We start from the raw sequence: 13,967 nt of genomic DNA, 5'->3' as shown, positions 1-13,967 counted from the left end.
CCCTAAGGCGCGTCCCCGGCGGCTTCGTCGGGGGCGGCCGGAACCCAGCCGAGCTTTCGCGAGATCGCCTCGGCATGGCTGACCACGTAGGGCGCCAGCCGGTGCTGGTTCGCCTCGGTCATCCGCCGTGCCGGACCGCTGGCAGAGATCGCCGCAAACACGCTTCCAGCGGAATTGCGGATCGGGGCTGACACGCAGCGGACGTTCACCTTGTGCTCTTCGCAGTCCAGCGCGTAGCCGCGCTCGCGGATGTCGGCGAGATCGCGGCGCAGGTCGTCGGGATCGACGATGGTATGCGGCGTGAAACGGTCCTGCCCGGCAGAGATCACGCGGTTGATCGTCGCCTCGTCCTGAAATGCCAGCGTCGCCTTGCCCACCCCGGTGCAGTAGCAGGGCGAGATTTCCATCACGATCATGTCGTTCTGGTCGCCGGTGGGGCCGCCGGTGGCGCGCTCGACGAAGACCATGCGTTCGCCGTCGAAGACGCACAGGTGAACGGATTCGCTCGTCAGGCTGCTCAGCGCCTCGCAATAGGGCCGCGCCTTGCGCTGCAGATCCATGTTGCTAAGCACGGTGGCGCCGAACTGGAACAGGCGGATGCCAAGCCGATATTCGTCCCGCGCGCGTTCCTGTTCCAGAAAGCCGACCTCTTTCAGCGCCAGGATCGACCGGTGCGCCGTCGACCGCGGCAGACCCGTGCGTTCGGCGATCTCGGTGACGGTCAGGGTGCGCTCGGTCGTCGAAAAGCATTCAAGCACCCCGACCAGCTTGCCCAGCGTCTTGACGTTCTTGGTTTCCATCACAAGCCTCCGTACCGGAATGTGGGACAAAATGCTGCAACTGCAAACGCGTTGATCCCATAGATATCCCAAATTGCGGGACGCGCTAAGCCCACGATATAGCATCGAAGAAAGCAAGCATTAAGATTAATAAATTTATTTCGTTATATTTCCGATAGATAAGACGTTTGGCGCCAACGCGGTACCGCATTGTGGGATTGTGTGAGAAATTCCAATTGACGGAATTCCAGATCCAAACCTAGCCTTCATTCCGAAATACGGGAATGGAGGAACCCCATGAGCAAGAAGATCTACGGCATCATCCCGCCGATCGTCACCCCTTTCGACGCGAACGGCGAGATTGACGAAAAGGCGCTGCGCCAGAACGTCCAGTTTGTCCTGACGCGCGGCGTGCACGGCATCTGCTTTGGCGGCAGCACCGGCGAAGGCCACACCCTGACTTCGGACGAGCTGGAGCGCGTCGCCGAGATCTGTGCGGAAGAGGCCAAGGGGCAGGTCCCGGTGATCGCCGGCATCATCACCAACTCGACCCGCGACGCCGCGCACAAGGCGAAGCTGATGACGAAATACGCCATCGACGCGCTGCAGATCACGCCGGTCCACTACGTGTTCAAGCCGGACGAGACCGCGACCTACAACCATTTCAAGACGCTCAGCGAAACCACGGATCTGCCGATCCTGATCTACAACGTGGTGCCGTGGAACTATCTTGCGCCGGATCTTCTGGTGAAGATCATGACCGAGATCCCGAACGTGAAGGGCGTCAAGCAAAGCGCCGGCGACCTGAAGCTGTTCGCCGACCTGATGATCACCGCGCCCGAAGGTTCGCTGATCTTCTCGGCTGTCGACGCGCTGCTGTACCCGTCCTTCGCGATGGGCTCGCACGGGACCATCGCCGCGAACCCGGCCGCCGTTCCGGGCGTCTGCGTGGCGCTTTGGGATGCGGTTCAGGCCGGCAACCACAAGCTGGGCCGCGAGATCCACGAGGCGCTGCTGCGCTTCTGGAACACCATCTCGGCTGACAACCTGCCCGCCAACGTGAAGCACGCGCTGTCGCTTCAGGGCGTCGACTCGGGTCTGCCCCGCGCGCCGATGCCGAAGACCAGCGACGCACAGGCCGCCAAGATCAAGGCCGCGCTGTCGGAGGTGCTGAAGTACGAAAAGGTCGTCGAACCGGCCTGACCGACAAGGGGGCGCGCCCGGAGAAGGACGCGCCCTGACCACCCCTGAAAGATCCGCTTGCGCGTAAGGGAGGACGCAATGGCAAAAGTAATGAACACCGCAGACGCGTACGTGGACGAGCTGCTGGACGGTCTGATCCTGACCGACCCCCGGCTGACACGCGACGGGCGTGCGGTGACCCTGAAAGACGGTGGCCGTGATGGCGTTGCCATCGTGTCCGGCGGCGGCTCGGGGCACTTCCCGCTTTTCGTTGGCTACACCGCGCCCGGTTTCATCGACGGCTGCGCCGTGGGCGACGTGTTCGCCGGACCTTCGGTCGCCTCCTGCGAAGCGACGATCCGCGCGGCGGACAACGGTCAGGGTGTGTTGCTGCTGTACGGCAACTACGGCGGCGACAAGATGAATTTCGACATGGCGGCAGAGATGGTCGATCTGGACGGCATCCGTTGCGAAACGGTGCTGGGGACCGACGACATCGCCAGCGCCGGGCCCGAGGACGCGGCCAAGCGCCGTGGCGTGGCCGGGCTTGTGCTGCTGTACAAGATCGCCGGCGCTGCCGCGGACCGGGGCGACGACCTTGACGCCGTGGCCACCGCCACCCGCGATGCCGCCGCCCACACGCGCAGCATCGGCATGGCGACCTCTGCCTGCATCGTACCGGGATCCGCTGGCCCCTCGTTCGAACTTGCGAAGGGCGAGATGGAACTTGGCATGGGCATCCACGGCGAGCCGGGCATCTGGCGCGACACGCTGCGCAGTGCCGACGACCTTGCCGACGAGATGATCGGGCGTCTGCTGGACGATCCGGTTCCGTCGCCGACGAAGCGGGTGGCGCTGATGCTGAACTCGCTGGGGGCGACGCCGCTGGAGGAACTGCTGATCCTCTATCGCCGCGCGGCTGCCAAGCTGAAAGAGCAAGGGATCGAGGTTGTCCTTCCCGCGGTGGGCCACTTCGCCACCTCGATGGAAATGGGCGGGCTGTCGATGTCGATGATGTACCTCGACGACATGCGCGAGGCGCTGCTGCGCGCGCCGTCCGACTGCCGCTATTGGAAGGTGTGACCCGATGGGCCTGACCGTATCCGCACTGAACGCCGCCATCGGCCGTGCCGCCGACGCCGCCCGCGCCGCCGAGGCCGATCTGAACGCGGCCGACGCGAAGATGGGCGACGGGGACACGGGGTTTACCGTGCGCCGCCTGTTCGACGCGCTGGACGCCGCGAAGCCCGAAGGCAACGACCTTGGCGAGGCTTTCGCCTCGCTGGCGCGGACCTGCTCGGGTGCGACGGGGTCCAGCCTTGGAACGTTGGTCACGGTGGCGATGATGACGCTGGCCAAGCCGCTGAAAGGTACCGAAGACCTGCCGTGGGCCGATCTGTCCGACTACCTTGCAGAGGTGCGCGACCGCATGCTGGCGCGCGGCGGGGCCGAGCTGGGCGACAAGACGATGGTGGACATGCTGGATGCCATCGTCACGGCCACGCGCGGGATCGACGACCCGGCGCGGATGGGACAGGCGGCGATGGACAGCGCGTCCGAGACGCTGACCGCGTTCCGCGACCGTCCGAACCGCATCGGCCGCGCCCGGATGTTCGCCGACCGTACCGTTGGACAGGACGATCCGGGAATGCTGGCGCTGCACCGGCTGCTGGCCGCGACCGTCGCGAAGGAGCCCAGCGATGCCTGACACCCTGACGCAGACCGCAACCGACCGCGCCAGCGCAGAGCTGTCGCAACTGCTGGGCGACCGCCTTGTCACCTCGCGCGGCGACCGCACCCACCACAGCCACGGCGAGGGGCTGCCGGATGCCGGGATGCCCGACTTCGTGGCCTACCCGCAAACCACCGACGAGGTCGCGGCGCTGGCGGCGATCTGTTCGGCGCATGGCATCCCGATGGTGCCTTATGGCGCCGGATCCTCGCTTGAAGGACAGGTGGCGGCGGTGCGCGGCGGCGTCAGCGTCGATCTGACCCGGATGAACCGCGTACTGGACGTGTCGCCCGGTTCTCTGGACTGCCATGTCGAGGCGGGCGTGACCCGGATGCAGCTGAACCGCCACCTGCGCGACAGCGGGCTGTTCTTCCCGCTTGATCCCGGCGCCGATGCCACGCTGGGCGGCATGGCTGCGACGCGGGCCTCTGGCACTAACGCGGTGGGCTACGGCACCATGCGAGAGGTCGTGCTGGGCCTGACCGTGGTCACGCCGGACGGGCGGATCATCCGCACCGGGACGCGGGCCCGCAAATCCGCGACGGGTTACGACCTGACCCGGCTGTATGTCGGGTCCGAGGGTACGCTGGGCTTCATCACCGAACTGCGGCTGCGCCTTGCGGGCCAGCCCGAGGGCGTCGTGTGCGCCGTGTGCCAGTTCCCCACGCTGGAGGCCGCGGTGGGCACTGCCACGCTGGCGCGCCAGATGGACCTGCGCGCGGTGCGGCTGGAACTTCTGGACGAGGTACAGGCCGACGCCTGTATCCGCTATTCCAAGCTGGAAAAGATGCAGCCGCTGCCGACCCTGTTCGTCGAGTTTCACGGCACCCCGCAAGCGGTGCGCGAACAGGCCGGCCTGTTCCGTGAACTGGCCGAGGACAACGGTTCGGTGTCGTGGGACGAGGCTGAAACACTGGAAGAGCGCATGACGCTCTGGACCGCGCGGCACAGCTGCTACGAGGCGTGCATCGCCCTGAAGCCGGGGTCGCGGAACATGGGCACCGATGCCTGCGTCCCGATCGAGCATCTGGCCGAGGTGATCCTTGAAACGCAGGCCGACGTGAAGTCCAGCGGGCTGATCGCCCCCATCGTGGGCCATGTCGGTGACGGCAATTTCCACCTTGGGATCGTGTTCGATCCCGAAGACGCGGACGAACGCGCCCGCGCCGATGCGCTGGCCGACCGGGTCAGCCGCCGGGCGCTTCGGTTCGGCGGCACCTGCTCGGGCGAGCACGGCGTCGGCCTGCACAAGATGCGCTACCTCGCCGAGGAACACGGCGAGGGGCTGGAGATCATGCGCGCCATCAAGGCGGCGCTTGATCCGCTGGGACTGATGAACCCCGGCAAACTCATTCCGGAACGGGCAGAGACGCCCGGCGGATGACCACGGGCGCCACAGGCCGGAGAGGAGCCGGCCGGCGCCGACATACACACCGTTCGGGATAGGACCCGGACCCAAGGGAGGAAGACCAACATGAAACTTGGACTGAAGACGGCATTTCTGGCTTCGACGCTGCTGGTCGCGGCCCCGCTGGCCGCACAAGAGCAACTTAAGGCGACCTGGACCGACCCCGACGATCCGACCACTGCGCCGGTGACGGCCTATATGCACGTCCTCGAGTCGCAGGTCGAACGGAACACCGGCGACGCCTATGACATCGAGCTGTATCCGAACGGCCAGCTGGGCGACCAGCGCGCGATGGTGCAGCAGGTGTCGCGCGGGTCGCTGCATTTCGCGAACATCGCGTCGGGCGTTCTGGCCTCGCTGGGCTATCCGCAGCTTGGCATCGTGGACATGCCGTTCCTGTTCAAAAGCCGGGCGCACTTCAATGCGTCGATGAACCGGGACAACCCGTTCATCGCCAAGCTGATGGACGACGTCGCCGCCGAGACGGGCATCCGCATCATCTCGCTGCATCCCTACGGCTTCCGCAACATGACCACCAAGGACACGGCGGTGGAAACGCCCGAGGACATGGCCGGTCTGCGGATGCGGACGATGGAAGTCGTGCCGCACCAGAAGATGATGGAAGCCCTTGGCGCCACCCCGGTGCCGATCCCGTATCTGGAACTGTACACCTCGCTGCAGACGGGCGTGGTCGACGGGCAGGAAAACCCGCCGTCGAACATCATCTTGCAGCGGTTCTATCAGGTGCAGGGCCACATGACCGAAACGCAGCACGTCATGACGGTGGGCGCCGTGATCACCAACGAAGAATGGTGGCAGGGTCTCAGCGAAGAGGACCGCACGGCGATCCTTGCGGCCGACGCCGAAGCCAGCCTTGCCCATGACGGCATCGGCGCGGTGAACGACCTGCTGGGCGTGCAGACGATCCGCGACGAGGGCGTCGAGGTGCACAGCCTTGGGCCGGACCAGCTTGAAGCCTTCCGCGCCGCCACCATCGAGCCGACGAAGGCTTGGGCGGTCGAGCAGTTCGGCGAAGAGTTCGTGAACGGCTTCTTCGAGCACATGGCGGACTACGACGCCCGGTTCTGACTCTGATCGCACGCCGTCCGCGTCCTGCGCGGGCGGCGTCCATCGTCGCGTAAAAGGGATCAAGATCATGGGGCCGAACGGGCCAATCCGGAGGCTGGACCGGTTCTTCCAGCTATTGTTCAGCAACATCGTCGTGGTGGCGCTTTTGCTTATGGTGATCGTCGTGCTGACCCTCGTCATCGGGCGATCGGCCTTCGGCGTTGCCTTTTTCTGGGGCGAGGAGCTGGCGCGCTACACCATGATCTTCATGGCGTTCATCGGCGGTGCGGTTGCGCTTCGGTCGGACCAGCACCCGCGCCTGACCGTGTTCACGTCGATGCTGCCGACCGGCGTGCAGGTCTGGCTTGAACGGTTCCTTGCCGGCTGTCTTGCGGTCACGCTGGCCGTGCTGCTGTGGCAGGGGCTGGACGTGGCGCTTCACGACGGGCGGATGAAGACCCCCGCGCTGCGCATTCCCTACTTCTGGATCTATCTCGCCGTGCCGCTGGGTGCGGGCGCGATGCTTCTCATGCTGCTGTTCAAGCAGTTCCTGCCCCCTGCCGTCAGCGTCGACGAGCAGGAAGACGTCAAGGAGGTCACCGAATGAACGCCGCCTTCGCCTGGATGCTGGTTTCGTTCGGCTTCCTGACCATCGCCGGCTTCCCGCTGGCCTTCGCGATGATCCTTGCCTGCATCGTGTATTTCGTGCTGGCCGGCGAACCGCTGTACCTTGTGGCGCAGCAGTTCTTCAACGGCATCGACTTCTTCACGATCATGGCGATCCCGTTCTTCATGCTGGCGGGCGAGCTGATGGTCGCCTCTGGCACCGCCAACCGCCTGCTGAAGTTCGCGCAGCTTCTGGTCGGACGCCTGCGCGGCGGCACCGGATACGTGAACATCCTTGCCTCGATGCTGTTCGGCGGCTGTTCGGGGTCGTCCATCGCGGACATCGCCGCGCTGGGCCGGATGCAGACCGAGATGATGACCCGGTCCGGTTTCACGCGCGAGTTCTCGGCGGCACTGACGGTGTCGACGTCGATCAAAGGCGCCATCATCCCGCCGTCGATCCCGATCGTGCTGGTGGGGGCCGTCACCGGCACGTCCATCGGCGGGATGCTGATCGGCGGGCTGGTGCCCGGCCTTCTGGTGGCGATCGCGATGGCCGTTGCGGTGTTCGTCACCACGCGCCGTCAGAACATCGAACGCAGCGGACGCAAGACCGCGCGGGAAGCCGTGCGGATCGTGCTGGCCTCGCTGCCGTTCCTTGCGATGCCGGGCATCATTCTGGGCGGCATCCTGTCGGGTATCTTCACCCCGACCGAGGCCTCGGCGGCCGCGGTGGGCTGGGGCTTTGTGCTGCTGCTGGCAGAGACCAAGTTCAAGCCCGACCCGAAGCTTCTGTGGCGCATTTTCCTGCGGTCGGCCACGTTGTCGGCGGCGGTGCTGCTGCTGACGGGCGCGTCGAACGTGTTCTCTTGGGTGCTGGCTTCGGAACAGGTGCCTGCGCTGGTGGCGCGGACCATCTTCGCGATCACCGAGAATCCGATCCTTGTGCTGCTGATCATCAACGTGTTCCTGCTTTTGTGGGGCCTGTTCATGGACATGCTGCCGGCGATCTTCATCGTGCTGCCGATCCTGATGCCGCTGACCGGCGAACTGGGGATCGACCCGGTGCACTTCGGTGTCTTCGCGACCTTCAACCTTGTGATCGGCCTGATCACGCCGCCTTACGGGACGGCGCTGTTCACCGGCTCTATCGTGCTTGGCATCCCGATCGAGCGAATGGTGAAGCACATGCTGCCGTTCTTCCTTGCGGCCATCGCGGTGCTGCTGCTGATCACCTACGTCCCGGAGACGATCCTGTTTCTCCCGCGGTTGATGGATCTGCTTTGATCCGTCTGCCGGACTGACGCGGGCGGGACGGACGGGCCCAATATCTCCCCTGGCCTGTTCATCCCGCCCGCACTTTTATCCAAGACCACGGGCCGGACAGTCATGTCCGGCCCGTGCCGTTCCGGGCATCCCGGACGGCGAAAAGGATTTCGCCCTCTTACTTGACAAATTTACTTAGGATTGGCAGACGACATCACGGTGTGCCGCTGCTCTTGCCTGGCACCCATCGCCAGCCAGACCGTTCTGAAAGCTAGCACTTCCATCACATTGGAGTTTACTCATGCGCTTGTCTCACAAGTCGCGTGCGGTGCTGCTTGCAAGCACGGCATGCGCAACCTTGTCCTTATCCGGGCCCGCCGTTGCCCAAGAAACGGAAACCGGCGGCGACACCGGGCTGTCCGCGTTCCTTGGGCGGATCACCCTGTTCGCGGACCGCATCGGCCGTTCGCTGATGGACGTCGAAAGCCACATCACCGTTGTCGAGGGCGACGAGATCCGGGACCGGGGTGTCCTGTCGATCGAGGATTTCACCCGCCTGATCCCGGGGATCGAGCCGGTGCGGCAGGTGTCCGCGGCCGATCCGTTCGGTGGCCAGACCGGGTTCGAGATACGGGGCGTGTCGGGCAACCGCGTGCTGACGCTGGTCGACGGCGCGCGGGTGCCGGAACGCATCATCGACGGGTCGCGGGACTATGCGGATTTCAACTTCACCAAGCAGATCGACGTGGTCCGAGGGCCGGCATCCGTGCTGTGGGGCGCGGACGCGTTGGGGGGCGTGGTCGCGGTGGAAACCATCGACGCCGAAGACCTGATCGAACCGGGCCGCACGAACGGCGGGCGGGTCACGCTTGGCTACGAGTCGCTGACCGACGCGACCAACGTCGCCGCGTCCTTCGCGCAGCGGTTCGGCGAAAACGTGACCCTGATGTTCGCCCAGTCGCGCACCACGGACCACGAGATGGAACTGTCCAACGCCCGCGATGACGGCGGCATCTGGGGCTGCACCCGCCCGGTCGAATTTGGCGGCATCACTTGCGGCGAATTCAATCCGTTGGACCGGACGTCGGATCGCACGCTGGTGAAGCTGGGCTGGGACATCACCCCGACCAACACGCTGACCTTCGTCTTCGATCATCTGGATCGCAAAAGCGAAGTCGAAACGCTGTACGCCATCGGTCCGACCTCTTCCGGGGGCTACCTGTTCGAGAACCCGCGCACCCGCGACATTGAACGCACCCGCTATGCGCTGGAATATCAGGGCCAGTTCGGCGGCTTCATCGACGAAGTGAAGGCGACGCTGTCCTATTCTCCGTCGGGCTATGATCAGGTCGCGCTACGGATCGAGGAGATGTCCTCTGGCGACATCCGCCGACAGTACGACTACACCGACTTCCACGAGGATTTTCTTGAACTCGACGTTCAGGCGACGTCGCGGTTCAGCATCGGGGCGTCCGATCACGTCCTGACCTTCGGGTTCGACGGCGACCACACCGCGACCTCGTATTTCCGCAACCGCCGCATCGTCAACGTGACTGCCGGGACCGACACGTCCTCTGTCCCGACAAGCTGGAACTTCGCCGACGGCACGACCACCCGCGCGGACGTCTTCATTCAGGATAACATCACGATGTTGGGCGGGCAGTTGGAGGTCACGCCGGGGCTGCGCTTTGCGACCTACCGCATGGACCCGGAGTTCAACGAGTCCGTCGTCGACCTGCCCGGTTACGAGCTTGAGACGCGGACGGAAGAGCGCATCCTAGCGTCGCTGGGCGCGACATGGCGGTTCAACGACACGTACTCGGCTTGGGCGCATTACGGGCAGGGCTTCAAGATGCCGACCTTCCAGCAGCTGTACACCTCGTCCGGCAGCGCCACCTTCGGGCTTGTCCCCGCGCCCGACCTTGTCCCGGAAGAGGTCGAAAGCTTCGAGATCGGCGTGCGCGGTGAATATGCCGACGGGTTCTGGTCGCTGAACGCCTATCACGCCAGCTATGACAACTTCATCGAAAGCTTCTGGAACATCCCCGGCACCAGTGACTATTCCTACCGGAATCTGTCGTCGGTCGAGACTTGGGGCATCGAGCTGGAGGCCGGCTGGCAGGCAACGGACCAGCTTCAGTTGACCGGCGCCGTCGCATGGCAGGACGGACGGCAGCGGGCCACCGACGGAGCCCCGGAAACCCGCCACGTCGTGCCGCCGCTGTCCGCCGTGATCGGCGCGTCCTACGAGATCCCGCAGTACGGGCTGAACCTGAACATGGACCTGATCATGGTGGGCGAGGCGAAGCCGGAGTCGTCGGCGAACTTCAAGCCGCCCGCCTATGCGGTCGTCGATGTCGGCGCCAGCTGGGAATTTGCCGAGAACGCGATGCTGAACCTGAGCGTCAACAACCTGTTCGACGAACGGTACTTCCTTGCCTCTGCCGCGAATTACAGCGCGACACCCGGGGTCGCGGTCGACACGAACCCGCTGGAACTTCAGACCGGACCGGGGCGAAATGTGTCTCTAACGCTGGACTATAAGTTCTAGACAGCGGCGCCCCGCTGACATCGCACGGTCCGGACGGACGGCGCCCGCGGGCACCGCTGTCCGGGCTGGCGCGGCGGTTGCGGGGCGGCATCGACGCGAGGTTCTGATGCCCAACATTCTCAAACGTATCTGGCGGCTGACGTGGTTGGCCGCCTCGGGTCCGCAGGCGTGGATCGGGCTGGTTCTGTTCGGCACCGTCTTTGCGCTGATCTTCGTCGAGCTTTGGGTCGACGTGCAGATGATCGCGTGGACCGGGCGGTTTTATGATGCCGTCGAACAGATGGACGTCACCGGCGCGGTCCACGAGCTTGGGGTTTTCGCCGTGATCGTCGGCGCGCTGGCCGGGATCAATCTGACGCAGTCCTACCTGCGCGACTGGCTGCGGTTCCGCTGGCGGGCGCGGCTGACGCACAAGACGCTGGATGCGTGGCTGGGCGGGCAGGCCTATTGGCACCTGCGTCCCGGCCTGTCCCCCGACGCCATCGACAACCCGGACCAGCGCGTCGCCGAGGACTGCAACCGCTATGTCGAGCTTCTGCTGCAAGAGACGCTGGACCTGATCGGCCGCATCGTCGGGTTGGTCACCTATATCGCGATCCTGTGGTCGCTGTCCGACTTCGTCCTGCGCTTTAGCCTGCTGGGCGTCGACGTCGCCGTCCCGCGCTATATGGTCTGGCTGGCCTTCGTGTACGTGCTTGTCGCCAGCTTCATCACCCACGGGCTGGGCTATCCGCTGAAATCCATCTTCTTCCGGCAGGAACGGCGCGAGGCTGACTTCCGGCACGCCCTTGTCCAACTGCGCGACAACGCGACAGAGGTCGCGCAGTCCGGCGGTGAAGAGGCCGAACGCCGTCGCCTGTCGCAGCGGTTCGAGGCGATCCGGCAGAACTGGTTCAGGCTGATCGGGCGCGAGTTCATTCTTGGCATCTTCACCCGTCCCTATTGGCAGACCATCCTGCGCGTGCCGCTGTTCTTCGCGCTGCCGGCGTACTTCGCGGGGTCCGTCACCTTTGGCGGGCTGATGCAGCTGTCGTCCACGTTCAGCCGGGTCACGACGTCGCTCAGCTGGTTCATATTCTCGTACCGGGACCTTGCCGAGTTCGCCGCCGTCGCGCATCGCCTGGACGACCTGTTCCGCATGACCGACGGCCCGGAACCGATGCCCGCCGCGCCCTGCGCCATCCAGCGGGCGCCCAGCGGCGACGGCGCGCTGCATGTCCGGGGCTTGCGGTTGGCCACCCCCGACGGGCGCTGGCTGGACGCGGTGCCCGACAGGACCGTGCGCCGCGGCGACCGCGTCTGGCTGGCCGGGGATTCGGGGCAGGGCAAGACGACGCTTCTGGCCGCCGTTTCGGGCCTGTGGCGCTATGGCGAGGGACGGATCGAAACGCCCAAGGGCCGTATGATGGTCCTGCCCCAGCGTCCGCACCTGTTTTCCGACGGGCTGCGCGCCGCCGCCTGCTATCCCGCCGACCCGGACAGCATTGCCGATGACCGCCTGCGCGATGTGCTGGACAGGCTGGGTCTGTCGCACCGGCTTGGCGCGCTGGATGCGGATGGCGAGGCGTCGCTTGAAGGGCTGTCGCTGGGGGAACGTCAGCGGCTGGCGCTGGCGCGGGTGCTGCTGCACCGGCCGGACTGGGTGGTGCTGGACGAGGCGACCTCTTCGCTGGACGCCGCAAGCGAGGCGCACCTGCTGGCGATCCTGCGCCGGGACCTGCCCGACGCCGCGATCCTGTGCGTCGCCCACCGCGAGCCCACGGCACTTGAACCCACGCACATATGGCGCATCGGCGCTGCCTCTCTGGAACAAAGGAAATCGGCATGACGGACATCGAAAAGGGCCGCTGGGCGCTGGGCGGCGCGACACCCGCCGACATCCTCGGACGCCTGCCGCACATGCAGCGCGTGATGGCCGTGCTGAAGGGCAACGGCGCCACCCACGAGCGGATCGGCGCGGTCGGCACGGTAAAGGCCGATGGCGACCGGATCGCGCTGGGCGGCGCCGTTCACACCGCCCGGATCGACGCGGCGCGTCTTGCGGGTGTGACGCTGGATACCAGTTCAGAGATGGGCGGGCAGGTCTATCCGTCGCTGGATTTCACCGACGCCGAGGGCGCGTCAGTTCTCCGTATCGTCGGGATGGACGGTGCCGACGCGGTCGTCGGCGCGCTGGACGGCCTGACGCGGCAGGCGGTCGATGCCGTCCCCCGGACCCGTCCCGCTGGCGATGCGCCCAAGGATTTCAGCGACGACCCCGGGTTGGTCCTGCTGGAACGTCTGCGGGATAAGGGCACCGCCGTCACCATCCGCGCCGCGCATCCGGGCTGCGAACAAAGCTGGCATGGCAGGATCGAGACGGTGAAGCCCGGCATGGGCTTCGCCAACGTGATGACCCCGGATTTCCACCTGCACCTGCGGGCCGGAACCGTGTCCGGCTGGCGGGAAGACGGCGACCGGTTCGTCGCGCTTGGCCCCGACACGGTCGAGACAGGGCTTGTCATCGAACGGGTCGCAGCGGAATGAGCGGCGATTGGTACGCGCCGGGGGCGGGGCCCGTGGCGGACCCCGAGGTTTTGTCGCGGATGCTGAAGGCCGACGTTGTCCTGCTGGGCGAACAGCACGACCGTGCCGACATCCACCGCTGGCAGTTGGACGTCGCGACGGCGCTTCAGGCGCAGCGGCCGGTGGTCATGGGCTATGAGATGTTCCCGGCCCGGCTGGACCCGGTGCTGGCCGACTGGGTCGCGGGCAAGCTGGACGAGGCCGAGTTTCTTGAACGCGCCGAATGGGGCGAGGTCTGGGGCTTTCCACCCGAATTGTACCTGCCCCTGTTCCGGTTCTGCCGCGCGACCGGAACGCCGATGGTCGGGCTGAACTGCCGCCGGGGCCTTGTGCGCGAGGTCGGCAAGGGCGGCTGGGACAGCGTACCCAAGGCGGACCGCGAGGGGCTGACCCCCGCGCGCCCGTCGCCCATGCCCTATCGCCGCTTCATATTCGACCTGACTGGCGGCGGCCCCGCGGGGCGTGGGGTTAGCGGTCCGGAAGATCCGGCGCTGGACCGGTTCTTGCGCGCGCAGGAAGTCTGGGACCGCGCCTTCGCCACGCGGATACGGGCGGCGCGCGCGGCGCATGAGGGTGCGCTGGTGATCGGCGTCATCGGGCGTGGCCATCTGCAATGGGGCGGCGGCGTGTCTTGGCAGCTGGCGGATCTTGGCGACGACAGCGCGTGCGTTGCGGTGACGCAAGACAGCGGCGACCCGCCGCTGGACGCGGGCGCGGCGGATTTCGTGTGCAGGCTGAGCTGACCCCGGCCCCGCCCGCTTTTACAGCAGCCGTTCCCCCGTGCCCCCCCGAACGGGACCCGCTTGCACA

Annotated in this window: 12 protein-coding genes; 11 read left to right on the top strand and 1 reads right to left on the bottom strand. The window is 66.0% G+C overall.

What is annotated here, in order from left to right; translation table 11 throughout:
• Positions 1-2: 2 nt before the first annotated feature.
• Positions 3-800, bottom strand: coding sequence for an IclR family transcriptional regulator (locus P1K30_RS06520; RefSeq protein WP_275631885.1), 798 nt, complete (start codon positions 798-800; stop codon positions 3-5).
• Positions 801-1,076: 276 nt separating this feature from the next.
• Between P1K30_RS06520 and P1K30_RS06515 the strand changes: the two genes are divergently transcribed.
• The 11 genes from P1K30_RS06515 to P1K30_RS06465 all read left to right on the top strand — a co-directional run bounded on the left by P1K30_RS06515 (position 1,077) and on the right by P1K30_RS06465 (position 13,900).
• A complete protein-coding gene (locus P1K30_RS06515; RefSeq protein ID WP_275631884.1) occupies positions 1,077-1,982 on the top strand; it encodes a dihydrodipicolinate synthase family protein in 906 nt (301 codons plus the stop codon).
• A gap of 90 nt (positions 1,983-2,072) precedes the next feature.
• Positions 2,073-3,044, top strand: a complete 972-nt coding sequence (locus P1K30_RS06510) for a dihydroxyacetone kinase subunit DhaK (protein WP_275631883.1) — start codon at positions 2,073-2,075, stop codon at positions 3,042-3,044.
• 4 nt (positions 3,045-3,048) lie between these two features.
• On the top strand, positions 3,049-3,669 hold the full coding sequence (locus P1K30_RS06505) for a DAK2 domain-containing protein (protein ID WP_275631882.1): 621 nt from the start codon (positions 3,049-3,051) through the stop codon (positions 3,667-3,669).
• Positions 3,662-5,077 carry an FAD-binding oxidoreductase gene (locus P1K30_RS06500; RefSeq protein WP_275631881.1) on the top strand — a complete coding sequence of 472 codons (1,416 nt, stop codon included), beginning with the start codon at positions 3,662-3,664 and terminating at the stop codon, positions 5,075-5,077. Before P1K30_RS06505 ends, P1K30_RS06500 begins: the two co-directional genes overlap by 8 nt.
• Before the next feature lie 90 nt (positions 5,078-5,167).
• Positions 5,168-6,190 carry a TRAP transporter substrate-binding protein gene (locus P1K30_RS06495; protein ID WP_275631880.1) on the top strand — a complete coding sequence of 341 codons (1,023 nt, stop codon included), beginning with the start codon at positions 5,168-5,170 and terminating at the stop codon, positions 6,188-6,190.
• Between the two features lie 115 nt (positions 6,191-6,305).
• The gene (locus tag P1K30_RS06490; protein WP_275631879.1) at positions 6,306-6,776 is read left to right on the top strand and encodes a TRAP transporter small permease; all 471 of its coding nucleotides are present in this window, start codon (positions 6,306-6,308) and stop codon (positions 6,774-6,776) included.
• Positions 6,773-8,062 (top strand): TRAP transporter large permease, encoded by a 1,290-nt coding sequence (locus tag P1K30_RS06485; protein WP_275631878.1) that lies wholly within the window; start codon positions 6,773-6,775, stop codon positions 8,060-8,062. The genes P1K30_RS06490 and P1K30_RS06485 overlap by 4 nt, the downstream gene beginning before the upstream one ends.
• A gap of 337 nt (positions 8,063-8,399) precedes the next feature.
• Positions 8,400-10,592, top strand: a complete 2,193-nt coding sequence (locus P1K30_RS06480) for a TonB-dependent hemoglobin/transferrin/lactoferrin family receptor (RefSeq protein ID WP_275631877.1) — start codon at positions 8,400-8,402, stop codon at positions 10,590-10,592.
• Positions 10,593-10,698: 106 nt separating this feature from the next.
• Positions 10,699-12,420, top strand: a complete 1,722-nt coding sequence (locus P1K30_RS06475; protein ID WP_275631876.1) for an ABC transporter ATP-binding protein/permease — start codon at positions 10,699-10,701, stop codon at positions 12,418-12,420.
• Positions 12,417-13,118: a ChuX/HutX family heme-like substrate-binding protein gene (locus P1K30_RS06470; protein WP_275631875.1), complete on the top strand. Its 702-nt coding sequence runs from the start codon at positions 12,417-12,419 to the stop codon at positions 13,116-13,118. Before P1K30_RS06475 ends, P1K30_RS06470 begins: the two co-directional genes overlap by 4 nt.
• Entirely contained in the window at positions 13,115-13,900 is a 786-nt protein-coding gene (locus P1K30_RS06465; protein WP_275631874.1) for a ChaN family lipoprotein, read from the top strand. Before P1K30_RS06470 ends, P1K30_RS06465 begins: the two co-directional genes overlap by 4 nt.
• Positions 13,901-13,967 lie beyond the last annotated feature (67 nt).

This window comes from Psychromarinibacter halotolerans, assembly GCF_029168315.1.
GTDB classification, from domain to species: domain Bacteria; phylum Pseudomonadota; class Alphaproteobacteria; order Rhodobacterales; family Rhodobacteraceae; genus Psychromarinibacter; species Psychromarinibacter halotolerans.
Note: the sequence above shows the minus strand (reverse complement) of the source record. Positions and strands in the feature narration are given on the sequence as shown.